The organism is Flavobacterium sp. FlaQc-48 (assembly GCF_044007335.1).
In the GTDB taxonomy this organism is placed as follows: Bacteria; Bacteroidota; Bacteroidia; order Flavobacteriales; family Flavobacteriaceae; genus Flavobacterium.
Genome location: NZ_JBIPCR010000001.1, coordinates 705,201 through 730,454, shown reverse-complemented (window position 1 = coordinate 730,454; position 25,254 = coordinate 705,201). Strand labels below are relative to the sequence as shown.

25 protein-coding genes are annotated in these 25,254 nt (G+C 33.9%); 5 read left to right on the top strand and 20 right to left on the bottom strand.

What is annotated here, in order from left to right; all coding sequences use genetic code 11:
* Positions 1–59: 59 nt before the first annotated feature.
* The 3 genes from ACHRWY_RS03170 to ACHRWY_RS03160 all read left to right on the top strand — a co-directional run bounded on the left by ACHRWY_RS03170 (position 60) and on the right by ACHRWY_RS03160 (position 2,001).
* Positions 60–902 (top strand): DUF2911 domain-containing protein, encoded by an 843-nt coding sequence (locus ACHRWY_RS03170; protein ID WP_395352411.1) that lies wholly within the window; start codon positions 60–62, stop codon positions 900–902.
* Between the two features lie 158 nt (positions 903–1,060).
* The gene (locus ACHRWY_RS03165; RefSeq protein ID WP_395352409.1) at positions 1,061–1,585 is read left to right on the top strand and encodes a TetR/AcrR family transcriptional regulator; all 525 of its coding nucleotides are present in this window, start codon (positions 1,061–1,063) and stop codon (positions 1,583–1,585) included.
* A 2-nt stretch (positions 1,586–1,587) separates the two neighbouring features.
* Positions 1,588–2,001: a DUF1348 family protein gene (locus ACHRWY_RS03160; protein WP_395352407.1), complete on the top strand. Its 414-nt coding sequence runs from the start codon at positions 1,588–1,590 to the stop codon at positions 1,999–2,001.
* Between the two features lie 17 nt (positions 2,002–2,018).
* Here ACHRWY_RS03160 and ACHRWY_RS03155 read toward each other — a convergent pair whose 3' ends face one another.
* From ACHRWY_RS03155 to ACHRWY_RS03100, 12 genes are all read right to left on the bottom strand, one after another.
* Complete coding sequence (locus ACHRWY_RS03155) at positions 2,019–2,648, bottom strand: MCP four helix bundle domain-containing protein (RefSeq protein WP_395352405.1); 630 nt, start codon at positions 2,646–2,648, stop codon at positions 2,019–2,021.
* 212 nt (positions 2,649–2,860) lie between these two features.
* Positions 2,861–3,394, bottom strand: coding sequence for a hypothetical protein (locus ACHRWY_RS03150; RefSeq protein WP_395352403.1), 534 nt, complete (start codon positions 3,392–3,394; stop codon positions 2,861–2,863).
* A gap of 18 nt (positions 3,395–3,412) precedes the next feature.
* On the bottom strand, positions 3,413–5,137 hold the full coding sequence (locus ACHRWY_RS03145; protein WP_395352401.1) for a sodium:solute symporter: 1,725 nt from the start codon (positions 5,135–5,137) through the stop codon (positions 3,413–3,415).
* Between the two features lie 122 nt (positions 5,138–5,259).
* Positions 5,260–7,791, bottom strand: coding sequence for a PIG-L family deacetylase (locus tag ACHRWY_RS03140; RefSeq protein WP_395352505.1), 2,532 nt, complete (start codon positions 7,789–7,791; stop codon positions 5,260–5,262).
* A gap of 179 nt (positions 7,792–7,970) precedes the next feature.
* Positions 7,971–8,498: a hypothetical protein gene (locus tag ACHRWY_RS03135; protein ID WP_395352399.1), complete on the bottom strand. Its 528-nt coding sequence runs from the start codon at positions 8,496–8,498 to the stop codon at positions 7,971–7,973.
* Between the two features lie 196 nt (positions 8,499–8,694).
* Complete coding sequence (locus ACHRWY_RS03130) at positions 8,695–10,524, bottom strand: hypothetical protein (protein WP_395352397.1); 1,830 nt, start codon at positions 10,522–10,524, stop codon at positions 8,695–8,697.
* Between the two features lie 84 nt (positions 10,525–10,608).
* Complete coding sequence (locus ACHRWY_RS03125) at positions 10,609–11,709, bottom strand: AI-2E family transporter (protein ID WP_395352395.1); 1,101 nt, start codon at positions 11,707–11,709, stop codon at positions 10,609–10,611.
* A gap of 165 nt (positions 11,710–11,874) precedes the next feature.
* Positions 11,875–12,405, bottom strand: a complete 531-nt coding sequence (locus ACHRWY_RS03120) for a mechanosensitive ion channel domain-containing protein (protein ID WP_395352394.1) — start codon at positions 12,403–12,405, stop codon at positions 11,875–11,877.
* 11 nt (positions 12,406–12,416) lie between these two features.
* A complete protein-coding gene (locus ACHRWY_RS03115) occupies positions 12,417–13,001 on the bottom strand; it encodes a Maf-like protein (RefSeq protein ID WP_395352392.1) in 585 nt (194 codons plus the stop codon).
* Positions 12,994–13,920 carry a geranylgeranylglycerol-phosphate geranylgeranyltransferase gene (locus tag ACHRWY_RS03110; protein ID WP_395352390.1) on the bottom strand — a complete coding sequence of 309 codons (927 nt, stop codon included), beginning with the start codon at positions 13,918–13,920 and terminating at the stop codon, positions 12,994–12,996. The genes ACHRWY_RS03115 and ACHRWY_RS03110 overlap by 8 nt, the downstream gene beginning before the upstream one ends.
* A gap of 176 nt (positions 13,921–14,096) precedes the next feature.
* Positions 14,097–14,624: a KdsC family phosphatase gene (locus ACHRWY_RS03105; protein WP_395352503.1), complete on the bottom strand. Its 528-nt coding sequence runs from the start codon at positions 14,622–14,624 to the stop codon at positions 14,097–14,099.
* Positions 14,608–15,369 carry a Rossmann-like and DUF2520 domain-containing protein gene (locus tag ACHRWY_RS03100; protein ID WP_395352388.1) on the bottom strand — a complete coding sequence of 254 codons (762 nt, stop codon included), beginning with the start codon at positions 15,367–15,369 and terminating at the stop codon, positions 14,608–14,610. The genes ACHRWY_RS03105 and ACHRWY_RS03100 overlap by 17 nt, the downstream gene beginning before the upstream one ends.
* Positions 15,370–15,758: 389 nt before the next feature.
* Between ACHRWY_RS03100 and ccsA the strand changes: the two genes are divergently transcribed.
* Positions 15,759–18,962 carry a cytochrome c biogenesis protein CcsA gene (gene ccsA / locus ACHRWY_RS03095; protein WP_395352386.1) on the top strand — a complete coding sequence of 1,068 codons (3,204 nt, stop codon included), beginning with the start codon at positions 15,759–15,761 and terminating at the stop codon, positions 18,960–18,962.
* A 492-nt stretch (positions 18,963–19,454) separates the two neighbouring features.
* On the opposite strand, the gene arsB is transcribed toward ccsA, so the two are convergent.
* The 8 genes from arsB to ACHRWY_RS03055 all read right to left on the bottom strand — a co-directional run bounded on the left by arsB (position 19,455) and on the right by ACHRWY_RS03055 (position 24,643).
* Positions 19,455–20,513: an ACR3 family arsenite efflux transporter gene (gene arsB, locus ACHRWY_RS03090; protein WP_395352384.1), complete on the bottom strand. Its 1,059-nt coding sequence runs from the start codon at positions 20,511–20,513 to the stop codon at positions 19,455–19,457.
* A 1-nt stretch (position 20,514) separates the two neighbouring features.
* Positions 20,515–21,144: a protein-tyrosine-phosphatase gene (locus ACHRWY_RS03085; RefSeq protein WP_395352382.1), complete on the bottom strand. Its 630-nt coding sequence runs from the start codon at positions 21,142–21,144 to the stop codon at positions 20,515–20,517.
* Between the two features lie 17 nt (positions 21,145–21,161).
* On the bottom strand, positions 21,162–21,635 hold the full coding sequence (locus ACHRWY_RS03080; RefSeq protein WP_395352380.1) for a DUF6428 family protein: 474 nt from the start codon (positions 21,633–21,635) through the stop codon (positions 21,162–21,164).
* Positions 21,636–21,653: 18 nt separating this feature from the next.
* On the bottom strand, positions 21,654–21,986 hold the full coding sequence (locus ACHRWY_RS03075) for an ArsR/SmtB family transcription factor (RefSeq protein WP_395352378.1): 333 nt from the start codon (positions 21,984–21,986) through the stop codon (positions 21,654–21,656).
* Positions 21,987–22,068: 82 nt separating this feature from the next.
* Positions 22,069–22,803: a DUF3667 domain-containing protein gene (locus ACHRWY_RS03070; protein ID WP_395352376.1), complete on the bottom strand. Its 735-nt coding sequence runs from the start codon at positions 22,801–22,803 to the stop codon at positions 22,069–22,071.
* 24 nt (positions 22,804–22,827) lie between these two features.
* The gene (locus tag ACHRWY_RS03065; RefSeq protein WP_395352375.1) at positions 22,828–23,211 is read right to left on the bottom strand and encodes a DoxX family protein; all 384 of its coding nucleotides are present in this window, start codon (positions 23,209–23,211) and stop codon (positions 22,828–22,830) included.
* 113 nt (positions 23,212–23,324) lie between these two features.
* Positions 23,325–24,113, bottom strand: coding sequence for an anti-sigma factor domain-containing protein (locus ACHRWY_RS03060; RefSeq protein ID WP_395352374.1), 789 nt, complete (start codon positions 24,111–24,113; stop codon positions 23,325–23,327).
* On the bottom strand, positions 24,113–24,643 hold the full coding sequence (locus ACHRWY_RS03055) for an RNA polymerase sigma factor (RefSeq protein ID WP_068840691.1): 531 nt from the start codon (positions 24,641–24,643) through the stop codon (positions 24,113–24,115). Before ACHRWY_RS03055 ends, ACHRWY_RS03060 begins: the two co-directional genes overlap by 1 nt.
* Before the next feature lie 341 nt (positions 24,644–24,984).
* Between ACHRWY_RS03055 and ACHRWY_RS03050 the strand changes: the two genes are divergently transcribed.
* Positions 24,985–25,122 carry a hypothetical protein gene (locus tag ACHRWY_RS03050; protein WP_395352372.1) on the top strand — a complete coding sequence of 46 codons (138 nt, stop codon included), beginning with the start codon at positions 24,985–24,987 and terminating at the stop codon, positions 25,120–25,122.
* The last annotated feature ends 132 nt before the right edge of the window (positions 25,123–25,254 follow it).

Here is a 25,254-nt window from a genome sequence, read left to right as displayed (position 1 = left end):
AACATTTGTTCGGTAATTGAATTTGTAAATTTGAACAAAAACAAATAAACTCCTAAATAATGAAAAAACTACTTATTGCATTCGCCATTATTCTGGCACCTTTTGCTACAGAAGCACAAATAAAAACGCCACAAGCGAGTCCAAAGGCTTATATAAAGCAAACTGTTGGATTAACAGATGTTGAAGTAACGTATTCAAGACCCGGTGCAAGGGGAAGAGCGGTATTTGGAAACCTGGTTCCGTTTGGAAAATTATGGAGAACCGGAGCTAATGAAAATACCATCATTAATTTTAGTGATGATGTGGTGATCGATGGTAAAACATTGAAAAAAGGGAAATATGCAATTTATACTATTCCTAAAATCGAAAGCTGGGAAGTTATTTTTTATCTTTCTACTGACAACTGGGGACTGCCTGAAAACTGGAGCGATGCTTATGTAGCATTAAGAACTACTGTAAAAGAAGATGCTTTACCAACACCATTAGAGACATTTACTATCGGAATTAGTGGCATCGATCCTAATTTTGCTTACCTGGATATGGCTTGGGAAAACTCACATGTTGCTTTAAAATTTGAAGTTCCAACAGCAAAAGTAGCTACTGCAAGTATCGAAAAAACGCTGGCCGGACCAACTTCAAATGATTATTTTGCTGCGGCTACGTATTTGTTTCAATCAAACGGAAATATCGAAACAGCCAGAACTTATGTAGATAAATCTTTAGATATGAGTACTGACAAACCCTATTTCATTTTAAGGCTAAAATCACAAATCCAGGCAAAACAAGGCGACAAAAAAGGAGCGGTAGAAACTGCAAAAGCTTCTCTTGCTGCTGCTGAAGTAGCTAAAAATCAGGATTACGTAAAATTGAATAAAGACAGTATTGCTGAATGGAGCAGATAATAATCCTCTGAGTAAAGCCATTTCGAATATTCTAAAATCCAAATTCCAAAACTTAAATAAAGTTTTGGAATTTGGATTTTTTTTTAGAAAAAATATAGACAGACTTGTCTGTATTTTTAAGCAAAATACCTATATTTGCTATTCTAAATATAGCAGGAATGCAGCCCAAAGAAAGAATTTTAGATACAGTCTCTGTTTTATTTCATAAGCAAGGATATAATGCCACCGGTATCAATCAGATTATTGAAGAAGCAAAAGTGGCAAAGGCAAGTTTTTATCAGCATTTTAAATCTAAAGAGGATTTATGTGTTGCTTTTTTAAGTCAACGGCATTTGTTTTGGTTCGATGCGCTGGAAAAATTCAGCAGTAAGGAGAAAGATTCAAAATCAAAAGTTTTAGCTTCGTTTAATTTTTTAATTTTCATGAATCAGAATGAAAACTTCAGAGGATGCAGTTTTTTAAATATTCTTTCTGAGATCCCTTCGGATAATGTAAAAATAATACAGGTTATTCAAAGTCATAAAACAGACCTGCAACATTATTTTAGGAACATTATAGCTGATCATCTTTTGGCAGATCATATTTATCTGCTGTTTGAAAGCAGCATTATCGAAAGTCAGGTATTCAAATCCAATCAGCTTATAGAACAATCAAAAAAAATCATTCAAACTTTAATTTCATAAAAATGGAACAAAAACTGCCTTTGCCACCCTTCACATACGAAACGGCACTAGAAAAAATTAAGTTGGCCGAAGAGGCCTGGAACAGCAAGGATCCTGAACGTGTTTCCAAAGCTTATACTCTTGACAGCGAATGGAGAAACAGAAATGAATTTGTAAACGGAAGAGAAGAAATCGTTCATTTCCTGACCCAAAAATGGAAAAAAGAGCACCATTATAAGTTAAAAAAAGAATATTGGGCCCATACTGAAAACCGAATTGCGGTTCGATTTGAATACGAATATCAAAATCCGGACGGGCATTGGTTTAGGGCTTATGGAAACGAAAATTGGGAATTTGATTCTAATGGCCTTATGCAAAAAAGATTCGCCAGCATCAATGATCTTTCTATCCTTGAAGAAGAAAGAAAACTAAAGTAAACAGCAGGTATAGAAAGTTAATTTAAACTTGGGGGTTCCGGAATTTTAATATTTCTTTTTATCTTTTTGACAATAAGCAAATAAAAAGTAATGCCGCCTAAAATGATCAGTAAGGCAATTTGCAACTGTCCCAGACTATTATTTTTGTTGTACATCGCATTTGCGCTTGCCAATTTCGCTTTGCCTTCCTCAATCTGAATTTGTGATAAAGATTCTAAAGTTTTTAGTGCATTAGCACTTGAAATCGCAATCTGTTTCCAGTTTTTATTTTCGACCTGATTGTTGATTTCTTTGCAGGAACTTAGAAAGACATCGAAATATTGTTTTTCTTTATTCGTCAGGACAGTTTTAGCGTACAGATCATCAATATTGTGAATAATATCTAAAGTATGATTGATTTCATTTTTCTTGATTTCATCACTTAGGTTCATTTTTTCGGCATCTGCTTTTATAAAATGAAGTTCTTTTGAATATTTAAAAATGTAATGTGCAACAACAAGGCGATCATTGTAAATTTCATTAATATTCTTGTTTACATTTTTGGAATTGAGTAGTGTATTAAAGTTTCCCAGTAAAATTATAAGCATTACAATAAGTAAAATAAAAGCAGCTTTGGTTTTATTGCTGTATTTTTTCAGATCTTTCATAAGGCTAAAAGTTTAAGGGTATCTTCTCAAAGATAGAGAATTTGAAAAGAATTTACAGCCTTTTGAAAACTCAAATTTAAGACCGGATATTAGAACTTTACGTCTTGATTTTTTGTAGCTGTTCCTGCTGTATGCTCTATCTTTTGCGCCGAACCCCGGCAGAAAAGGATGCCGCTTCCATCAGGGCTAATTTATCCCTAAAAAGAGAGATATTATTTAGAAGAAGCTTGTTTAATTAAGAGCTCGGTTTGTTTATTTACAATTTCCGCAGCTCTGGTTAAGTAATAAGGATTTGTACATTCTCCGTAACTAATGTAGACAATATGATTATTGTCTTCCAGATTTTCATTTTCCTTTTTTACCCATAAAAAACTTTCCATTCCCATAACCAGATTAACCGGATTTCCTTCTCTAAACAATTGAGTTGCAATTCCTGTTAATCTATTCTCCCCTGCAATTTGTATATCTTTTTCCTTATATGAAAGCAAAAAGCTACAGGTAATGATGGAGCAAAAAGGATTATTTTTTAGTGCGGGATATTTTTCAAATATTTCGGCCCCCTGATTTAAATTCTCGAAACATTTGGTATAAAGCTGGGTGGAGATCGAATTATCTTCAGTTACATTATTTCCTGTTTTGGGTGTGTTTCGAACATTTACATATCCATCTGCATCATGAACTATTGCAAATTGAGAGAAGCATAAGTTAGAGCTTAAAATCAAAAAAAAATAAAAAGTTTCCTTCATAAAAATGAATAAAAATGGTTACTCCAAAACTACTTCCTCAACATCCGGCTCTTTTCTAAAAAAGACAATTTGTATAAACAACGCAAGAATAATAGTTAACATGGCCCCAATGAAATTCAGCCATAAATAACCTAATTTTTCCTGTCTGTAAATCATGAAATAATAAATGATAAAAATGGTAGTCTGGCTAATGATAGCGCTGTAAAACATTGCTTTTGCCTTGACACGACGAAGATAGAATCCAACCAGGAATATTCCTAAAACAGTTCCGTAGAAAATAGAACCAATGATATTCACCAATTGAATTAAGTTTTCAAACAAGGTTCCAACACAGGCAAAAAGTATTGCCACAACTCCCCAGAACAGTGTGAAAAATTTAGTAGCATTGAGATAATGTTTCTCTGATTTTACAGTTTTTAAGTTTCGCTTGTAAATGTCTATTGCTGTAGTTGAAGCCAAAGCATTTAATCCCGAAGCCGTTGATGACATTGCTGCAGAAAGAATTACAGCCAATAATAAACCAATAAGCCCTTTTGGTAAATAGTTTAGTATAAAGTGAAAAAAGACATAATCTTTATCATTGGTTTCGCTGTTGCTGTCAGCTCTTAAAATAATTTCTTTGGCACGATCGCGTAAATCTTTTTCTTTGTTAGATAAAGTCACTAATTCTTTTCGTAAAATCGGATTGTCGAAATCCTGATTCAACTGGTCGATGTACAAGAGGTTAATTACCTTTTTATCTTCAGAAAGGGTACTTAATTTTTTCTCTAAAGCATGATATTCTTCTTTATATATAGATTTTTCAATGACAATTTTATTATTCGGATTAAAATTTAAAGGCACCGGATTGAATTGAAAAAACACAAAAACCATAACTCCGGTTAACAGAATAAAGAATTGCATGGGTACTTTTAAAAGTCCGTTCATGATTAGTCCCATTTGGCTTTCACGAATCGACTTGCCGGATAAATAACGTCCAACCTGAGACTGATCAGTTCCAAAATAGGCGAGGGCAAGAAAAAATCCACCAGTAATACCACTCCAGAAAGTATACTTTTCTTCAGGGTCGAAAGAGAAATTTACAATATTCATTTTATCATTGGCACCTGCAATATGCATCGCACTTGAAAAAGTCATATCGTTTGGCAAATAGTGTAAAATCAGAAAAAAGGTAATAAACATCCCCGACATGATTACAAACATTTGTTGTTTCTGGGTTACGTTTACGGCTTTTGTTCCTCCTGAGAACGTGTATATGATTACGAGAACACCAATAATGATATTCATTAGAGTTAAATTCCAGCCTAAAAGCGCTGATAAAATAATTGCAGGAGCATAAATAGTAAGTCCGGTCCCTAAACCTCTTTGTACCAAAAACAGAATCGCTGCCAGAGAACGTGTTTTAAGATCAAATCGTTTTTCTAAAAATTCGTAAGCGGTAAATACTTTGTTTTTATGATATAGCGGAATAAAAGTCACACAAATCACAATCATGGCGATTGGTAATCCAAAATAGAATTGCACAAAACCCATTCCATCATGATACGCTTGTCCCGGAGTCGACAGAAAAGTAATAGCACTGGCCTGTGTTGCCATAACCGAAAGCCCAACGGTGTACCAGGGCGTTTCGTTGTTTCCCAGAATGAAATCCTCGACATTCTTACTTCCTTTGGTTTTCCAGGAACCGTACCCAACAATAAATAAAAGTGTAACAATAAGTACGATCCAATCAAATAGTTGCATAGGTTATGAGTATAATTGCATGATTAAGAAAAAAATCACAATGTAAATAGCATTGGCCACCAAAACATAGGTGTAGCTTTTTTTCCATTTTTTTGTTTTTTTAGCTTCCATATTTTGAATGTTTATTTCTTTATTTCCTGTTTTGGCGCTTCGACAGGTTGCTTTAACGAAATCATATTCGATAATAATCGATAAGCTCCGGCAACGCCTTCGGGTAATTCCCTGAAAAAGCTCAAACCAGTGTAAATATAGTATCCTTTTCCGTATGGAGCGACCAATAGGGCGCCATTTTTAGGAGATTCACCTTTGTCATGCGATGATATAACAGGAGTAAAGGCAGGATCGTATTGATCCGGATAATATAAACCCTGTTCTTGTGTCCAGCCTTCAAAATCTTTCGGGCTAATTTTGTTTGGCGTGTTCAAAATAGGATGATTAGGAGCCAGGAAGGTGATTTTTGCATTTTCTTCGGTCACACGGTCATTTGATATTCTTAACGGATACGGTGCAATCTGATCCGTTACCGTTTTGCCATAAGTATTGTATTGTACAATCATATTCTTTCCGCTTTTGACAAAATTAAAAAGAATGTTTTGTTTGTGTGCCAAAGCGTTTACGGTATTGTAAGCACGAATCCCGGTCATTACAACATTGAAAGAATCCAGTTTTTCAGGAGTGATTTCTTCGGGTTTAATAATCGTAACTTTATATCCCATTTGAGTCAGGCTTTCAGGAACTTCGTCGCCCGCCCCCATAATGTAAGCAATGGCATCTCCATTTGTTTTTAAGTCAATTCGAATGCATTTTGATTCAGCCGGTTTTAAAACCATTTGCTTGGTAATATGGCTGTAATCAATAATGGTCTGGTCTTTGTCAAAACGTTTATTGTCAACAATTGCAATGCTTTTGACAACGGCTTCTTCCGGATTTACAGGTGGCGTTATTTCAAAATAAAAGATCTGCTCGTTTCCTTTTTTTTCTAAAGTAAAAGAAATCTCTTTTGGCGAAACATTCCAGCTATTGGGTAAGTCCAATTGTAAGTTTCCTTTAATACCGTCTTTTCCTGCACGAACTTTTACAGGAATCATTTTACTTTTAGTACTTCCAAAAATTAAAACTTTTTCCAGTATTGAAGTGGTAACTTCCGGAACGATGTCCAGAAAATTATACATTTCGCCCTTTACACCATCGTTATATTTATAAACAATAGTACGTTCAAACGGGATTTCAATACCCTCTATTTTAACATTAAAAATAACTTTTGCTTGTCGGATGATATCCGGAATTCCAATGTTTTCCTGATTTGACACCGTATACATTCCTACGCTTGCTTTTTCTTTTAACCAATAAGGCTGAGTATATTCAATCGTATTTGGAAGCTGAACATTGAGGACTAATTTTTGGTCGTTGTTATTTTTTAACAGAATGTTCTGAGCTGTATTTTTATTGTCCGGCAATGATGTTACACTCGTCAATTGCATTTCAAGAGGAGATCTGTTAATCGCTTCAAGACTTACTTTGATTACACTTCCGGGAGTTGCTTCTTGCTCACTTGCAACCGCTTCAAGATACAATCCCGAACAAGATGCGATGATGTTTTTTACTGCAGCCGATTTTAAAGGTTTCCAATGATCATCATCTAAGGCTTCAATCAGGCTGTAAACTTTTACTAAATCAGGAATACTGGCAGACGGATTACTAAAGTCATACTTTGCAATAATAGTAGTAATTAAATCTCCAATTGGTTTTCCGTTTTTAACACGGTTCCAGCTCGTATCAATTCCGTCAAATAAATTGTCACGCGCTACAGGATTGTCACCATTAATTAATTCTAAATATTCCGTTTCTTCACCTCGCGCTCCGGTACTTCCGAAACCTTGTGACTGATGACGGCTTCGGCTTAGAGCTGCAATTTCCTGATTTGATTTTCCAATTCCGGAATAATAAACGCCTGTTTCCAATTTGGTAAATCGTGATTTATTAGCAGCATCGAATTTCTCCTGGCTTCCGTAAAACCACCACGATGGATTAAAAAACTGACGTTTTACCTGCCATGGTTTTACATATTTTAATTGTTCCGGATATATTTTGGGATCATTTGTCAACTTAAAACTTTCTACACTTAACATGGCTGAGGATGTGTGATGCCCGTGTGTTGTACCCGGAGAACGGTGGTCAAATCGATTTATGATTATGTCCGGCTGAAATTTTCTAATCGTCCAGACTACATCAGCCAATACTTTGTCTTTGTTCCAGATTTCTAAAGTTTCATCCGGATTTTTTGAATAGCCAAAATCATTAGCTCTTGAAAAAAACTGTTCACCACCATCAATTTTTCTGGCTTCGATTAATTCCTGAGTACGTATAACCCCTAATAGCTCACGCAATTGCGGACCAATTAAGTTTTGTCCTCCATCACCACGAGTCAATGATAAGTATCCTGTTCTGGCATTCATTTCATTTGCCATATAGGTAATTAAACGGGTGTTTTCGTCATCAGGATGAGCCGCAACATACAATACAGAACCTAAAAAGTTTAGTTTTTTGATTTGATTGTAAATTTCGACTGAACTTGGTTTTTGTGGTTGTTGTGCAAAAGAAATGGAAATTCCCGTTAAAAAAACAATAAGAATTTGAATCTGAATTTTTCGCATGGTGTAGTGAAATGTTTTTGAAATAGCTTCAAAAATACTAATTATATCTTTGAACAATGTTTAAATGAAATGTTAATGTTTGGTTATTGATTTCCTTTTTTAAGAAAATTGATTCCAAAAAAAAAGAGAGTATCAAAAAAATGATACTCTCTTGTATTGAAAATTACGATCTTATAAAATTATCTTCTTCCTCCACGGTGATCATCATGGTCGTGTCTGTCATCATGATCATGTCTATCGTGTTTGTCGTGTCTGTTATGACCTCTGTCATCGTAACGTTTGTAATCTCTGTGATCATTGCGACGTTCGTTGTAACCATAAACTTCTCTTGGTCTGTATGGTCTTTGTGGGGCACCATGATATCCTTTGTAATATTTTACTCTGTGACGATCAAAATAGGCGTAAGGTGTTCTTCCATGGTAATCATTTAAAACTACTTTATAACCTCCGTACAAATCATAGTTTCTGTATTGTCTTGGTAAATAAGTGGTTCTAACCCATCTTCCTCCACCGAAATAAATAAACTGAGAAGCCCTAACATCATAATAAGCTTCAATGTCCGGCAGATAATAATACTCCATTTCAGCATATCCCGCAGGTCCCCAGGCCGGAGGTGTTCCTATGTTAACATTTATAGATACTTGGGCTTGTGTGGCATTTGCAACGATCAGAAATAATCCTACGATTGCTATTTTTATTGTTTTCATTTTTTTTAGTTTTAATATTAATGTTATTCCTGTTTAGGGATATTCATATACTGTGCCAAAAATGAAAAACCTATGCAGTTCGTCGAGTAAATAAGTTTTTCGACGATTAAGTTAAAGTTATTTTTGTTTGTAAATAATTGATTTTTAAAACGTTTTGTAATGTTTGAAATTTTAAAAAAAAATGAAGTTTATTTTATTATCTATAGTCAACGGCCCTTGGTTTTGCCAATTCAAAACTTTGTAAACCATAGTCCGTTGTTTCAAAAGTATTTGTTTTAAATACATTATCTCCCTGATAAGGAATTGTGGGATAATAGGAGATAGAAAGCTGAAAGGAACTAAATACCAAATAGTCATTACTAATCAATAAGCCTAAGGTTACTTTTTGATAGGCTTTATTATTGCCCATTGCATTATGCGGACTTCCTAAACCGGCAATTGTATAATTAAAGAATGGATTCATACGAAAACCCCAAAGCGCATACGGAGAGTAGGTTTGGGTCTGAAGCGACAAGACCATTTTATTTGTTCCGTAAATGGCACTATTGAAACCTGCTAAGCCATTTTGCTCATTGATATTAAGCTCATCACCAATAATATTCTCCCGGTTTATACCAATTATCAATTTAGGATTCACAAATTGTCTCAATTTCCATCTTCCTATACTATATAACTTTGTAAAGTAATTGGTCTCCATCGAAAACGCTGTCTGATAGGTTTTGGACTGATGAAAGAAGGTTCCGGCTTCAAAATTCATACTTAAAAAACCTAATCGGTAGTAATTTCCAAAAGAAAATTGGGCACCAACATAAGGGCGCCAAAAGGTGTTTTTATATTGATAGCCTAATGTTATGCCATAGATTCTTCCAATGGGCACATCCTCCGTTTGTCCATTTCTGAAAATATAATTGTCTTTTATAAACTTACGTCTGTTAAGTCCAATTCCGGCTAAAATAAATTTTTCATCAGAATAAAAATGTGTTGGATCGTAGAGATCTGTTGGCGACTCACCATAATTAACATTCAAAAAACGTCCGGTAGCTACCAAATTCGTGATACCATTATCGTCTTCAAATACTTTACTGGCATGTCCGGCCCACAGATCCTGAAAGTTATTCTTAAAAGGCTGATAAGCGTAAGACATATCAGGTGCCTGCAAAGTATCTTTTCTATAAACCTGACCTACATACACACCGCCTGCCCATTTGGTCAATGGAGAGTAGAAGAGACGCTCTACATTGATGCTTTTAATGTAATTGTTGTCCAGGTCCATTTTATAATACAAGGTAGTTCCTATATATGTATTTTTTATATTAGGCACAGTATACGTTACTTCATTTGCATTTCTTCCGTCGTCAAACCTGTTGGCAAACCGGTATTCAAGTTGCTGACCTGAACCAAAAAAATCTTTTTCTTTTATTCCCAAAGAAACCTGATTACTGGAAATGGAAAATTTGGGAATAGTACTCCATGAATCTAAAACGCGAATGGTAACATCAACGGAGTCCGAAGCTACACCTGCAACCTTATTTGTAATTCTTACGGCTGTTACATATTTCTGGGATCGTATTAAACGCTCAGATTCCTGTACTTTATACGTATCATAAATACTATTTTTTTTAAATAACAGTAAGTTAAGAATTGCTATTCTTTTGGTTTTTAAATGCAGTCTGTTTCCTGTTCTTTCTCCCCAGTTTCTGGGCATTTGGGTAGTATCGGTAATAGAGTGCCCAAAAGGGTCTAAAGTTATAATATTGATGTTACGAATGATTTTTCCACTAAAATCGGTAGTATCGTTTTGTACCAGGATGGTTTCTTTTTTTCGTGGTTTATTAGTCCTGAATAATAGCTTATGAAGTGTTTGTGTAAATTTATTCTTTTTCGAGTAATTTTTTATTTTGGTATAAACTTCTGTACTGTCTTTTTTTTCTTTGGGAGCTGTTTTTGGCTTATTAATTTGGGCATAGGTGCCTTGTAAGCAAAAGCATAATAAGATAAAAAGGACTATTTTTTTATTTACAAACATTAGATACTCGATGACTCGCTTTAAAGTTGATTATACTATGAATATAAGGAATTAATGGGACTATTTTAGAAAATGGTATGCTATTTAGTTTTCAACCTTCAGTTTTCTAATTCTCCAGGTAAATTTCTTTGGCATGTGGTTTCCCATTAAATATCCCCATGGCTCCAGCGATTCAATTCTTTCAAATATAATTTTTAGAATGGCTAAAAGTGGAATGGCCAGAAACATACCCGAAATTCCAGCTGCCGCACCTCCAACAATAATTCCGATAATAGAAACAAAGGCATTAATTTCTACTTTTGAATTAATAATTAAAGGGACAAGGATATTATTGTCAATTAACTGAACAATAATATTGACAATCAGAATACCAAGGATGATTGATGTTTCAGGTGTTCCGGTTAAAGAAGCTAAAACAGTGATGATACCTGCAATTAAGATACCGATATACGGAATCATATTTAAAATTCCGGTAATCAGACCTAACAAAATAAAGTATTTAATACCAATAATCCACAGCCCTAAACTGGTTAAAACCGAAACTACAATCATTTCAAAAATCAAACTGATAATATAATTATTTATAGAAACTTTTATTTGTGATAAAATATCTTTTAAGGCAGGATGATCTTCTTTATGAACCAATTTGGCCAAAAACAGGATAAAATGATCCTTATATAAAAGGAATAAAAAGGTATAAATTGGGATAATGGTACAATCTAAAAGCAAATCTGATATCGATATGATGGCAGAGCCAATGGTAGCTTTCCCGTTTTGAACAGAATCTTTGGCCACATTATCAAGATATTTTTTCTGTTCACCAATACTTACATGAAAATATTCTTTTATAAATTTATGAATATCAGTGATAAAAGAGTTTGCATTCTTTTTTATGGTATCAAAATCATTCGCAATATCACTTACCTGATAGGATATAAACACCAAAATACCAACAATGCACAAGGCAAAAAGTAAAATGCAACAACCGGCAGCAAGATGTCTTGGAAATTTTAATCTGGCATGAAGAAAAGTGAAAACAGGGACTAAAAGTACAGCAAACAAAAACGCCATTAATACGGGAGTAATAACATCTTTTCCGATATAAAATATAAAAGCAAAACTAATAAAGCTAACTAATATCAAGGCAAGTTTAGCATAAAACGGTAATTTTATGGAATGAATCATTTTATCTGGTGATTTAAATAAACTAGAAATTTGGTAAAGCAAATATTATATTTTATTCAAAAATTAACGTTTTAGCTTTTTCTTAATAGTTTATAAAATTCCCATTCTAAAAATCAGGCTGTAAATCTGCTGTAAAATTTGGAGCGGATTTTAAATAAAATAATTTTAATCAAAAAACTCCTTATCCTCGTAGTGCGAAGGCATAATTGAGATCCCTTTTTGCAGTAAGAGGTTGTTTGGAAAGATAATTCGTTCGCCTTCTTTTGTTCTTAGGTTAACGTGAAAAGCACTTATATCTTCAATTTCTGCTTCTATCGGAAAATCTTTGTCATGAATCTTTATGGTATCCCCAATTCTGAAAGGAAATGAAAAAAATAAAATCATCCCGGAAGTAATGTTACTTAAAATAGACCATTGCGCAAACATGGCCACTCCAATAACGGTTGCAATTGAAGAAACAGTAATAAAAATGTCTTTTGTATCTACGCCCCAGATTACGATTAAACTAATCGTAACCAAAATATTCATTAAGATATGAATGTATTTGATAACCAGATTGGTCCGGTGTTCTAATAATTGGCTTGTACTGGCGTAACGACGGATTAATTTTGCAATAATAATCCGTAACGCTACTAAAGCGAAAAGAAGAACTACGGTGCTTAATATTTCCTGGCTATATTCTTTAAACGAAAACATAAATATTTTTTTTACACTAAAGTACTCAAATATTCGTAAACTTTAGCTGTTGGCAACCCCATAACATTGGTATAAGAGCCATCAACTTTTGCCACTGCCATAAAACCAAACCATTCCTGAATACCATAAGCACCGGCTTTGTCGTAAGGCTTGTAGTTTTCGATATAATATAGGATAGCCTCATCAGATAAATCATTAAAAGTTACTTTTGTGACATCATTTATTACAGTAGAAGTAAAGTTTGTCCTAAAGCATACTGATGTGAAAACTTCATGTGTGGCACCGGACATCGATTTGATCATTTCAAAGGCTTCTTCCGGATTTTTCGGCTTTCCTAAAGCTTTGTTTTGATGCCAGACTATTGTATCGCTGGTTACTAAAATTTCATTTTCGTTAAGCTCCCCTTCAAAAGCACTTGCTTTTAGTGCTGCTAAATAATCGGTAATTTCAACTGCTTTTAATTCCGGCGGGTATATTTCTTCAATTTCCTTTAATCTTATTTCAAAATCAAGATCCAGATCTTTAAAAAACTGTTGTCTGCGAGGCGATCCCGAAGCCAGAATTAAAGTATATTTTTTTAATTTTTCTTTAAGCATTGTATTTGATATTTAAATTGATAACCAAAATAGATAGAATTCCGAAGAATAAAATTAGTTTTAAAACAGTGCTTAAATGATGGAAATCTTTTTTAGATTTTGCAGAAAATATTTTTACAATGAAATATAAAAGAGGAGCCAAAACAAAAGCAAAAGCATAAAAAGCAGCTACAAAAAGACCATGTTTAATAAAGTAAGTATTGATATAAAGCAAACAGGAGATAAACGGAATGATAGCAAACCCTAAGGCTATTTTTGCAGCTCTGTTAATTCCAATTGCAATTGGTAAAGTATTCATCCCTTGATTGTAATCTCCGTTTACATCTTCAATATCTTTAATAATTTCACGAATAAAGTTAACCATAAAAGCAAACAAAGCATAATCAGTCAGGATAGAAAAAAGACTTGCCATTTGCGCCTGATTCTCTGAATTCGTTACCGGAAAAAGATCAAAAACCCCAATGATAAGAACGCTTACAGCAAGCAAGATAGCCACCACAAGATTCCCTAAAATCATGATTTGTTTCAAGGTTGTCGCGTAAAAATAGAGCAAAGAAGCAATCAGTATAAAAAGGGAAGCAAAACCGGGTTTTAGTATCATGTTTGATAATAGAAAACCAATTGCTACTCCTGTTATATTTAATCCGATATATATGTTATAACCGGCTGTTTCAGAAATTCCCTTTCCGATCACTACATCTTCCGGTTTATTAATGTTATCCGTAGCAACATCATAAATATTATTGATTACATAACCGGCGGCAGCCAATAAAACAGTACTTAAAACCAATAATCCGTATTGCCAATCGTTTAAAGCTAAAGGAATATTTTGCTGTTTTAGAAAAGCATAACGAAATAATACCTGCATAAAAGCAAGCATGAGCAGGTTTTTGTACCGAATGAGTTTGAGGAATTTCATTTTTTTGTAAGTTACAAAGGTTTAAAGGGGGCAAAGGCTCAAAGGCTTTTATTGCCTGAAAATCTTTGTCAAAGTTTAAAGCCCTGACAAAGATAGTTTTACATTTTATTACCGAAAACTAAAACGGAATACTGCCAAAATACATTCATATATAACAGTCTAAAATCAAAAATTATTTAGTCGTGTTTTCCACTAAAATGTTCCATCCATTTTTCCTGTACCTTCATTACTTGTTCAATAACATCGCGTGCAGCACCTTTACCGCCTTTTACGTGAGATACATAACGACAAATATTTTTGATTTCCGGGCTTGCATCTTGCGGACAAGTTGGCAAGCCAACCAATTTCATCACATGAAAATCGGGAATATCATCACCCATATACAATACTTGTTCCGGTTTGATATTATAAATCTCAGTATATTCTTTGAAAGTTTTTACTTTGTCAGGAGTTCCTAAATAAATGTCTGTAATACCTAAATTTCTTAGTCTAACGCGAACGCCTTCATTGCTTCCGCCAGAAATAATGCAAACATGATAACCACTTTCAACAGCTGCTTTCATTGCATAACCGTCGCGAATGTTCATCGTACGAAGTATTTCTCCTTCATTGGTTACAAAAACCGAACTGTCTGTAAGCACGCCATCAACATCAAAAACAAAAGTGGTGATGTCGTTCATTATTTCTTTAAAATGTTTTTCTATCATCTTGAATAGATTGTGTTAGGAGTTTATAGATATTTTTTTGATTTTCACGGGTTAAATAGTCTAAATGCGATTCAATTGTATTAGAATCATGACGTTTGGCAGGTCCCGTTTGCGCATCAACCGGACTTAAAGTATTTATTTTCTCAGCGGTTTCCCGGATCAAAGGTTTTAAAACCTCAAAAGGAACCTGATGTTCTTCACAAATTTCCTGTCCAATCTGATACAAATGATTCGTGAAATTATTCACAAAAACAGCCGCAACGTGCAATGCTTTTCTTTTATCAGAATTAATTGGGAAAACAGCATTAGAAATACTTTTGGCCAGAGCTTCGAGAACACGAAAATCAAAAGTATTTTCAGCTTCCAGACACATCGGAATTGTTGAAAAATCGAGATCTTTCTTTTTAGAAAATGTCTGAAGAGGATAAAAAACACCTTTCCTGTTTTTAGAATCTAAAACATCCAGTGAAGCCGCCCCAGAAGTATGAACCACAATCCGGTTTTGAAAAGGTAATTGTCTGGAAACCTCCGAAATAGCCTTATCAGAAACTGCGATGATGTATAAATCGGCTTCTTTTAATTCCTGAAAATCGTTTACAATTTTATCATAATCAAGTAAAGAAGCTAAGTTTTCTTTTTTTCTGGAATATACCTGTACAATTTCTACAAGTTCACTTTTAGTGAAAGCTTTTATCAAATGTTGTGCAACATTTCCGGAACCAATTAGGGTTATTCGAATCATAGCGCAAAATTAGCATTATTTTTTTTAAAGAAAATACTCAAAATAGAGTTTACCTCCAGATTACTGTGATTAAACTTATTTTCATGAATATTATTTTGTTAATGATATTTAAACGACATCTAAACCGGGATTATTTTTCAGGCTTTGATTTTAAAGCAGAAGAGAAGACTTTAATAATTAGAAAATCAGTTCAATCGTTTTATTCTGTAGGGTAATCCTAATTTTAAAAATAATCACAGCTGTTATTGATCTATAGAAATCAGCGTACGTTTTTAAGAATTTGATGGATTTCGAGCTCTTTTTTAGTTTTTATTAACAAACTTCAAATATTGGAACTCAACATTTTTAAGTACTTTTGTCCCACTTTTATACAATGTAATTCCTCAGAAATGGATAAAAAAATATTCTCTTTTTTGTTTTCTACACGATTAATGTCTGTTCTTTTTTTAACATTTGCAATCGCAATGGGTATTGGTACTTTTATCGAAAGTAAATACAATACAGACACAGCCCGAATTTTAATTTACAATACCTGGTGGTTTGAAGCAATAATGGTCTTTTTTATGATCAATTTCTTCGGAAACATCAAACGTTACCAATTACATAAAAAAGAAAAATGGGCAACATTAATACTTCATATTGCCTTTATTTTTATTCTTTTAGGAGCCTTTATTACACGCTATATCAGCTACGAGGGGATGATGCCCATTCGTGAAGGTGCTGCCGAAAACCAAATTTACTCCGATAAAACATTCTTAACTGTTTTTGCAGACGGAGAATATAAAGGCGAGATGAAACGCAGGGTTTTCGAGAAAAGCCTGTTGTTTTCGCCAGTTACCAATAATGATTTTACGATTTCAGGAAAATTCGATGAAACCCCCTTTGAAGTAACCTATGTAAACTACATTATGGGCGCCAAAGAAACAATAAAGCCAACGGCAAACGGAACTTTATACCTTAAACTGGTTGAAGCAGGAGCAGGCGGACGTGAAGAGCATTTCCTGAAAGAAGGAGAAGTACAAAACATTCATAATGTATTGTTTGCTTTGAATAAACAAACAGATGGCGCAATCAACATCAATACGAAAGGTGAAAAATATACCATTCAGACACCTTTTGAAGGGGAGTTTATGAGAATGGCAGATAAACTAAAAGGAACTGTAACCAAAGATAATGTACAGCCTCTTATGATGCGTTCGTTATATAGTATTGGTGATATCCGAATTGTATTTCCGGATCCTGCAGTAAAAGGAATTGTTGATTATGAATCAAATAACGATTACAAAGCAAAATCACATCATGATGCTTTAATTGTAAAAGTTAAAGCAGATGGCCAGGAAAAAGAAGTGAGACTTTTAGGGTCTAAAGGTAGTGTAGGGGAGCCTCAAACCGTAAAAATTGGTAAAATCGAATACAGCTTATTCTACGGAAGCAAAGCATATATCCTGCCATTTAAAGTAAAATTAAACGATTTTATTGCTACAAAATATCCGGGAACAGAGAAAAGTTACTCCTCTTTTGAAAGTAAAGTAACCGTTCAGGATTCTACCGAAACTTTTGATGCCAGAATTTATATGAACCACGTTTTAGACCATAAAGGATATCGGTTTTTTCAATCTTCATTTGATCCGGATGAAAAAGGAACTGTATTATCTGTAAACCATGATTTCTGGGGAACCTCAATTACATATTTAGGTTATTTTATGTTGTTTTTTGGTCTAATGGCAATTATGTTTACCAAACATTCCCGTTTTGCCGATTTGAAACGCAAATTAGAAGGTGTGAAAAAGAAAAAAGAAGCATTAATTACCATTTTGGTTTTGATGATTAGTATGAGTGGTTTTGCACAAGCAGCGCACGTTCATACACCAGGCCATGATCATAATCATACCGCAGATCCAAATGATCATGCCAATCATGTAACAGCAGCACCAAGTCAGAAACAATTGGATTCTTTATTGACTATCTATAAAGCACCGGAAGCACACGCTGCCAAATTTGGGCGTTTAATTATTCAGGATGCAGGAGGTAGAATGAAACCTATTAATACTTTCTCATCTGAGCTATTGAGAAAAGTAAGTCAGAGCGATACCTACAACGGAATGAATTCGGATCAGGTATTTTTGTCCATGACGCAGTATGCTCAGGTTTGGATACAGGTTCCGCTTATTTATTTAAATACAAAAGATGACAGTATTCGTAAAATCATTGGCGTAGACAGAAAAGCAAAACTGGTACCGTTTGTAAAATTCTTTGATGAAAACGGAAATTATAAATTATCCCCTTATCTGGATGCAGCTTACAAAGCAGGGAATCCAAATAGCTTTGAAAAAGATTTTATCGATACCGATAAAAAAGTAAACCTAATGGAATCTGCTTTAAGCGGAAGTATCCTGAAGATTTTCCCAATTCCGAATGATCCAAACAACAAATGGATTTCGTATTTGGAAATTCAGAATGCAGGATTAAAAGGAATGGATTCTACTTATGTAAAGCAAATTTTACCAATGTATTTTAGTGCTTTAAATAACGGTTCAATCTCTAAAAACTTTAATACAGCCGATCAGCTGGTGGAGAGCATCAATGGCTTTCAAAAGAAGTTTGGAAGTAAAGTACGCCCAAGCGATAAGAAAATTGATCTGGAGATCGCGTATAATACCTATAATATTTTACCAAAAATGTTCTATTGGTATTCTCTTGCCGGAATCTTCATGTTGATTTTTACACTTTTCAGTATCTTTTTCGATAAAAAGTTTTTACGAATCACCGTAAATGGTTTTCATATCTTAATAGGTGTAATATTTGCTTTTCATACCGTTGCATTAATCGCACGTTGGTATATTTCAGGTCACGCACCGTGGAGTAACGCCTATGAAGCAATTGTTTACGTTGCCTGGGCAACCATGTTCTTCGGACTGGCTTTTGACCGAAAATCGAAACTTACCGTTGCATCAGCAGCCTTCGTAACATCGATGATTTTTATGGCGGCAAATGCCAACTGGATCGATCCTGAAATTGCAAACCTGCAACCGGTGCTTAACTCATATTGGTTAATGATTCACGTAGCAGTAATTGTAGCCAGTTATGGTCCGTTTGCACTTGGAATGATTTTAGGCTTGGTTGGATTGATTTTAATCTTCTTTACCAATGAAAAGAATAAAGCCAAAATGGACCTGAACATTAAAGAAATTACCTATATCAATGAGATGGCGTTAACCATTGGTTTGATTATGCTGACCATTGGTAACTTCCTTGGAGGACAATGGGCCAACGAAAGCTGGGGACGTTACTGGGGATGGGACCCAAAAGAAACCTGGGCTTTAATCTCGATTATGGTATATGCCTTCGTAATTCACGCTCGTTTCGTACCTTCATTAAGAGGACAATGGTTCTTTAATTTAATGAGTATGTACGCTTTCGTTTCAATTTTGTTTACGTATTACGGAGTAAACTTCCACTTAGTTGGATTGCACTCTTATGCAAGCGGAGACGCACATTCATTAAGCTGGACCTGGTATTCGTTAGGAACAATCTCTCTTATCGGAATCCTGACCTATCCAAAGTACCGTAAGTATTATAAAAAGAAAAAATAATTAAATAAGGAGTTTATTAATTCGTAAAAAAGGTTCAACTAAATTTAGTTGAACCTTTTTTTTGTGACGAATACGAAGTATAAATTCCGAAATTTTCGTCTGTTAATCTGAGTCTCCCGAAGCTTCCGGGGAAGAATTAGGAGCTATTTTCTGCTATCCGCTTGTATCTTTTCCTTGCTAAAGAAGCAAGAAAAAGGATACTGCTTCTATCAGGGCTAAGACCTCTGTTTTCAAAATATCATTATTAAAGACAAAGGAATAATACAAAAAGTATGAAGCTTTAAAATCAAACTAATAACTAATAGTGGTCATAAATGCAAATATCAGCATTCAAACATAGCGAATGGTTTCAACCGTTTGGAGATCAATAATTATAGACAATTCATAATATTCATTGTTTTTTTTTAACGCGATCCCAAGGTTAAAACCTAGGGCTATGTTTGATTACGAAAAAAAACTTAGCAACTTAGAATCTTAGCATCTCAGCAACTTTTAAAAAACTCTCTTTCGAAACCAGAAAGCCACATTAACCAAAGCAATCAAAGCAGGAACTTCGACCAGAGGACCAATTACGCCCGCAAAAGCCTGACCGCTATTGATACCAAAAACACCAATGGCAACAGCAATCGCCAATTCAAAATTATTTCCAGTTGCGGTAAAAGCGATTGCGGTACTTTTAGAGTAATCTGCCCCAAAATATTTTCCTGTAAAAAAGCTAATCATAAACATTAATAAAAAATAGATTGTCAAAGGAACTGCGATCCGGACCACATCCATAGGAATCTCAACGATTAATTCTCCCTTTAAACTAAACATTAGGACAATGGTAAATAATAGAGCGATTAAAGTGATAGGGGAGACAAAAGGAATGTATTTAGTTTGAAACCATTCTTTCCCCTTACATTTTATCAATACATACCGACTTGTAATACCAAGCGCAAACGGAATTCCTAAATAAACCCCGACACTTTTTGCAATCTGAAGAATACTAATATCAACATTGAACCCTGTATATCCAAAATAGGGAGGCAAAACAGTTATAAATATATAAGCATAAACACTATAAAGTAAAACCTGAAAAATACTGTTTAAAGCAATTAATCCGGCAGCATACTCCCGGTTGCCCTCAGCAAGATCATTCCATACTACAACCATGGCAATACAGCGCGCCAGTCCAATTAAAATTAACCCAATCATATATTCAGGATAATCTTTTAAGAACAACAAAGCCAAAGCAAACATTAAAAAAGGACCAACGATCCAGTTTAAGAACAGGGAGGCCCCCAAGACCTTTGTATTTTTGAAAACTTCGCCCATTTTTTCATAATTTACTTTGGCCAGTGGCGGATACATCATTAATACAAGACCAATGGCCAAAGGAACATTAGTGGTTCCGCTGGAGAACGAATTAATGAAATTTCCGCTTGACGGAAAAAAGGATCCTATAGAAACACCAGCACCCATGGCCAGAAAAATCCAAAGTGTTAGAAAACGATCCAAAAAACCTAGTTTTTTTCTTTCAGCGACAGGATGACAATGGTCTGCAATCATATTATTTTTTTATTTGAGAAAAAACGTAAAACATTTCGGTTGCAATCTGCAGACTTCTTGCATGATATTTTTCTGTTTCTTGTGTAGTACCATCAAAAGATTTTGGATCATCATAGGTTACTGCAATTCTTTTCTCTGCTCCGGCAATAAAAGGACAGCCATCGTCGGCTTGTGAACAGGTCATGATAGCTGCAAATTCATTTTGAGGATTAAAATCAGCATCATACGTTTTAGAAAAACCTATCACTGGAGTTTCATTTTCAGAGAACTTTATCATGTAAACAGGATTATTTCCTTTAGAAAGCGTTTTGATTTTAAAACCTGATTTTTCTAATGTTTCAGCCACTTTAGGATATAAAGCAGTAGCTTCGGTTCCGCCGGAATAGCAAAAAACATTTTCAATTCCATAATAATGTGCTGCTGTTTGCGCCCAAGCTTGCGCTAAATGACTTCTTCTGGAATTATGTGTGCAAATTAAATTCAATCTTATTACTTGCTGATTCTCAAGTTTCAATTGAATAAAATCAACAAGAAGTTGCAGGGTGATTTTGCGATCTTTAGAAATTGCTGCAAAATCAAAAGACTGAACTAATGATTGAATATTGGGAAATAAAGTATTTTTATCCGACATTTTATATTCTTTAAAATTTAGCAACAAGTGCCGCCAGGTGTACAAGAATTAGCATCATCAGTATGTAACTGAGTCAGTTTTAGTTTTGGTTTTTCAGACGGAATTCCGCATTGATCCTGAGCTAAGCAAGCTGTCGTTTTATTCAACAGAAGAAAATCTTTTCCGTTAAAGCCTAAATCATATTTACCAATGGTGGTATTCTGGTATTCGACTTCGATTTCAAAATCTTCAATTCCCAAAACTTTTTCTGAAAGCTCAATGATATGAATTAATTTTTGAGGTTTTAAACGGTGCTCATAATCGTTGGCATCCCAAAGCTGGAAATTGACAACAGTTTCTTTACGAACAACTCCGCCACAATCAATAAAGTTTTTGGTCACCAAACCCACTTCAGTTACGTGAAAATATTCAGGAACAAATTTTCCGTCCGGTAATTGAAAATTTACGGCTTCAACAGTAGTAAGTATTTCTTTAATTTCTGATAATTTCATGATAATTGATTTTAAGGATTAACAACATTCGTTTTTTCTTTTCTCTAAATGAAGGTCTATTTGATTGAATAAAACTTTTATTTTTTTAAAACCCACTTCGTTAATACAATAACAAATAGCGTTTCCTTCAATATTTCCTTTTATTAACCCCGCGTTTTTAAGCTCTTTTAAATGCTGGGAAACCGTTGGCTGAGATAAAGGAAGTTCGTTTACGATATCACCGCAAATACATGCATTAACTTTCAATAAGTACTGAATAATAGCGATTCGTGCCGGATGACCTAAAGCTTTTGTTAAGATAGCCAATTCGTTTTGGTCGTCTGTAAAATGATCTGTTTTAGTAGCTCCCATTGTTTTATTTTTATATTGCAATACTACGATATAGATTTATTAAAAAAAAGAAAATGGTTTATTATTTTCTTTTTTAAGGTTTTTAATCAGAAAGTTTTCCTGATAACAAAAGCACAATAGCTAATACCAATATAAAACATACTAAAAATATAATATGGCTTAACAAGGATAAAAAGAAAGCTTTTGCCTTCGACATTTTATTAAAAAACTGAATGTTGGTCCAGAATATCAATACTATGTCAATGGCATAAATCAGGCTTGTAATCTTTTGGATTTCTGGTGTGCCATTAAAATATATTAATAACGGAAACGATAAGAGATGTGCAAAAAGCTTTTGTGAAGCTTTAAAAGTATTCAGAACAAAAAGCTCAACAAAATTATATCCTTGCTTTCTAAAACAAATATACGTACCAATAGTAAACAAGGGAATAGTCGCAATAGTTACCCATGAAAAATGAGTAGACACCCATTCGTTAAATTCGGTATAATTTAAAGTACTATCTGATGTAGTCAGAAATAAATTAATTTTAAAATAATGATATAAAACACCATAAAGAGTAGCTAAAACCACAACCAGGGATAAAGGTTTAAAATGTTTTACCCTTTTCCCTTCAATAAACTCACGAACAGAATGCCCGGGTCTTGTAAATAATTGTTTTATCGAATAAGGAATCCCCTGATCAAAATGCAATAATCCATGCTGAATATCATGCCATAAAAAATGCCAGTTTATTTTGTGCGTTTCAGCAGGCTGGCCACAATTATTGCAATAATGCCCTTTGTAAGTCTGATGACAATTTTTACAGGTTATTTCCATCTTTTTTAATTCTTAATCACACTATTAAACCCCATTCTTTTTAAATCCGTTTGGATACATTATAGCAAGTAAAACCATAATGAGTAAAAAATTGTATTCCATTCCGTTTCTACCGCCCCCTACAACAAACCAGCCTTCCTGAAAATGAACCAGAATAATACCCATGATCAGAACAAAAATGGTTACAAAACCAGCCAGCTTAATATACTTGTTTAATATTAAAAGTACAGCAGCCACTACATGTGACAATTTAATTGACCAGGCTATAACAACGCCAAAAGGAGCAAAGCCAATCTGATTCAGATATAAATTTCCAAAGTCATTAACTCCGTTATCGAACATTCCGAATACAGAATGGGTTAATAGAATAATAGCAAGTGTTAGTCGTAATAGTAAAGTTCCGTTCATGGTTAATTTATTGGTTTATTTTGATTTATGGTTCTTATCCGAATTAAAAATAATAAAAAAACGCATATTAATTTATTTTAATATGCGTTTCAGGTTTTATGCTAAATTTAGTTTTATACTTTTCCTAAAGTGTACAATTGTGTCATTGTAGGCGTTAAGCTTCCTCCCGCAGGTTCCAGTGTAATTCCAAAGGCTTCTGCTGAATCTGTCTGGCTAACAGCAAAGATCTTTTGTGTATTTCCTTCAAAATTATCCAGTAAACCTATACTTGTCGGTGTAAGTACCGGGCTCAATTTTAAAGACCAAACCTGATATACCATTCCTTTTGGAGGTTTTGGCAAGCCAGCCGCATCAATGTACGTTGTTTTGGTATCTTTATTCCAATATACTTTTGCAAATGAAGTAGGGGAAACTGCTTGGCCACCAAGTGTTACACCAGTATTTTTAATATCTCTTACGATTGTTAAATTTTTCTCAGTTTCTTTATTCTGCTGGTCTAAAAAAGCATAATCTCTTTGAATTTTATTTTTTTCAGTACCAACTGTTGCAATAGCTTCTTTTGTTTTTGTAAGTTCTAAAGTTTGGTACCCAAAACCTAAAAGTAAGAGTACTGCAGCGGCCCAGCCCACGTATTGAGACCAGTTTGATGCTGGTTTCATATCAACTACTTTGCCATGTTTCAGTTCTAAACGGGCTTTTATCTTTTCGAAATTGGCTACCGAATGAAAAGGTGAAAAACTGGATGACAAAGCTACAATAGCTCTTTCTATCGAAATAATTTCCTGATCAACGTCGGGATTTTTCCTGGCCAATTCGGCTATTTCCAGATTTTCAGTTTCGGTTAATAAACCATAAACGTATAATTCCAGAATTCCTGATTCTATATATTCTTGTGCTTCCATTATATTTTTAGATAATTTCTTAAATCATTAATACAGTTTCTGTTTTGCGTTTTGATAGTTCCCAGTGGCATTGCCAATTCTTCTGAAGCTTCTTGTTGGGTATATCCTTTAAAAAATAATAAATCAATAATCTCAATACATTTTGGTTTCAGTTTTTTGACGAATTCCTGAATTCCAATCGTGTCAATTCTATTAGTTAATTTATTGCTGTCGTCTAACAGATTTACGAAATTATCTGAAGAAAGGTTTTTTTGACTGTTATTAAAATTTTTAGATCTTAACTTGTCAATAGACGTATTCCTTGCTATATTAAGGATCCACGTATAAAACCGCCCTTTACTTTCATTATACGAATCAATATTTTTCCAGATTTTGACAAAAACTTCCTGCAAAACATCTTCGGCTTCTTCGCGGTTTTTTATGAGAACATTAATGACCGAAAATAAACTTTTCGAATACATATCGTACAAATGGGTAAAAGCTCTTTCGTCTTTCTTGTAAATTAAAACTAATAATTCTTCTTGACTCATACATTTTGATTTTAAGCTTAAACAAAATTTTTGGAAGCATTTTCATGCAATGAGATAAAGATAATTTATTTTTTTGTGAAAAACATAATTTTTTTAGCAAGCTCAACCCCAGTAAAACAAGGGAATTAAAAAAAATATTACTTTTTTTTCACTTTTTTAAAACCAAAAGCAATCCAGTTACGTAAATGCTATTATAACATCAGCCAATAATTTTAGATAATAGCAGGTAAAGATAAAAGTAGCCGAAAATTCTGATATTAAAAGTTTAGATAAAAAAGGAGGATTTAGATTTATTAAAAAAGAGCTGTAAAGTAAATCTCAATAAATTAAAATTTAATGTCATGAATAACATCTGTAATTTACGAATATTGATAGTGGGATTAACGACAGTTTTGTCCTTAGCCAGTTTTAATAAAAGTGATTTTTGCCATGGCATTATTCAGCATAAGGAATATCAAAATATTCATTTAGTTGAATAGATCGTTAAAAATAATAATTCAATTTCAGATATAAAATAGTTGATGTCTTCGGACTTCCAACCGAAAATTAAAAGACGGGGTTAAAGTACCGGATTCATCTTGTTATAAGAATTAGTAACTTTTAAGATATAA

Coding starts and splice junctions, on each gene's coding strand:
- ACHRWY_RS03110 (WP_395352390.1), bottom strand. CDS start 13,920: ATGAAATTCCTCAAACTCATTCGGTACAAAAACCTGCTCATGCTTGCT.
- ACHRWY_RS03150 (WP_395352403.1), bottom strand. CDS start 3,394: ATGAAGGAAACTTTTTATTTTTTTTTGATTTTAAGCTCTAACTTATGC.
- ACHRWY_RS03080 (WP_395352380.1), bottom strand. CDS start 21,635: ATGAAATTATCAGAAATTAAAGAAATACTTACTACTGTTGAAGCCGTA.
- ACHRWY_RS03140 (WP_395352505.1), bottom strand. CDS start 7,791: ATGCGAAAAATTCAGATTCAAATTCTTATTGTTTTTTTAACGGGAATT.
- ACHRWY_RS03065 (WP_395352375.1), bottom strand. CDS start 23,211: ATGAACGGAACTTTACTATTACGACTAACACTTGCTATTATTCTATTA.
- ACHRWY_RS03055 (WP_068840691.1), bottom strand. CDS start 24,643: ATGAGTCAAGAAGAATTATTAGTTTTAATTTACAAGAAAGACGAAAGA.
- ACHRWY_RS03115 (WP_395352392.1), bottom strand. CDS start 13,001: ATGCTTAAAGAAAAATTAAAAAAATATACTTTAATTCTGGCTTCGGGA.
- ACHRWY_RS03075 (WP_395352378.1), bottom strand. CDS start 21,986: ATGGGAGCTACTAAAACAGATCATTTTACAGACGACCAAAACGAATTG.
- ACHRWY_RS03135 (WP_395352399.1), bottom strand. CDS start 8,498: ATGAAAACAATAAAAATAGCAATCGTAGGATTATTTCTGATCGTTGCA.
- ACHRWY_RS03165 (WP_395352409.1), top strand. CDS start 1,061: ATGCAGCCCAAAGAAAGAATTTTAGATACAGTCTCTGTTTTATTTCAT.
- ACHRWY_RS03120 (WP_395352394.1), bottom strand. CDS start 12,405: ATGTTTTCGTTTAAAGAATATAGCCAGGAAATATTAAGCACCGTAGTT.
- ACHRWY_RS03100 (WP_395352388.1), bottom strand. CDS start 15,369: ATGATTCGAATAACCCTAATTGGTTCCGGAAATGTTGCACAACATTTG.
- ACHRWY_RS03085 (WP_395352382.1), bottom strand. CDS start 21,144: ATGTCGGATAAAAATACTTTATTTCCCAATATTCAATCATTAGTTCAG.
- ACHRWY_RS03060 (WP_395352374.1), bottom strand. CDS start 24,113: ATGGAAGCACAAGAATATATAGAATCAGGAATTCTGGAATTATACGTT.
- arsB (WP_395352384.1), bottom strand. CDS start 20,513: ATGATTGCAGACCATTGTCATCCTGTCGCTGAAAGAAAAAAACTAGGT.
- ACHRWY_RS03050 (WP_395352372.1), top strand. CDS start 24,985: ATGAATAACATCTGTAATTTACGAATATTGATAGTGGGATTAACGACA.
- ACHRWY_RS03145 (WP_395352401.1), bottom strand. CDS start 5,137: ATGCAACTATTTGATTGGATCGTACTTATTGTTACACTTTTATTTATT.
- ACHRWY_RS03130 (WP_395352397.1), bottom strand. CDS start 10,524: ATGTTTGTAAATAAAAAAATAGTCCTTTTTATCTTATTATGCTTTTGC.
- ACHRWY_RS03070 (WP_395352376.1), bottom strand. CDS start 22,803: ATGGAAATAACCTGTAAAAATTGTCATCAGACTTACAAAGGGCATTAT.
- ACHRWY_RS03160 (WP_395352407.1), top strand. CDS start 1,588: ATGGAACAAAAACTGCCTTTGCCACCCTTCACATACGAAACGGCACTA.
- ccsA (WP_395352386.1), top strand. CDS start 15,759: ATGGATAAAAAAATATTCTCTTTTTTGTTTTCTACACGATTAATGTCT.
- ACHRWY_RS03155 (WP_395352405.1), bottom strand. CDS start 2,648: ATGAAAGATCTGAAAAAATACAGCAATAAAACCAAAGCTGCTTTTATT.
- ACHRWY_RS03125 (WP_395352395.1), bottom strand. CDS start 11,709: ATGATTCATTCCATAAAATTACCGTTTTATGCTAAACTTGCCTTGATA.
- ACHRWY_RS03170 (WP_395352411.1), top strand. CDS start 60: ATGAAAAAACTACTTATTGCATTCGCCATTATTCTGGCACCTTTTGCT.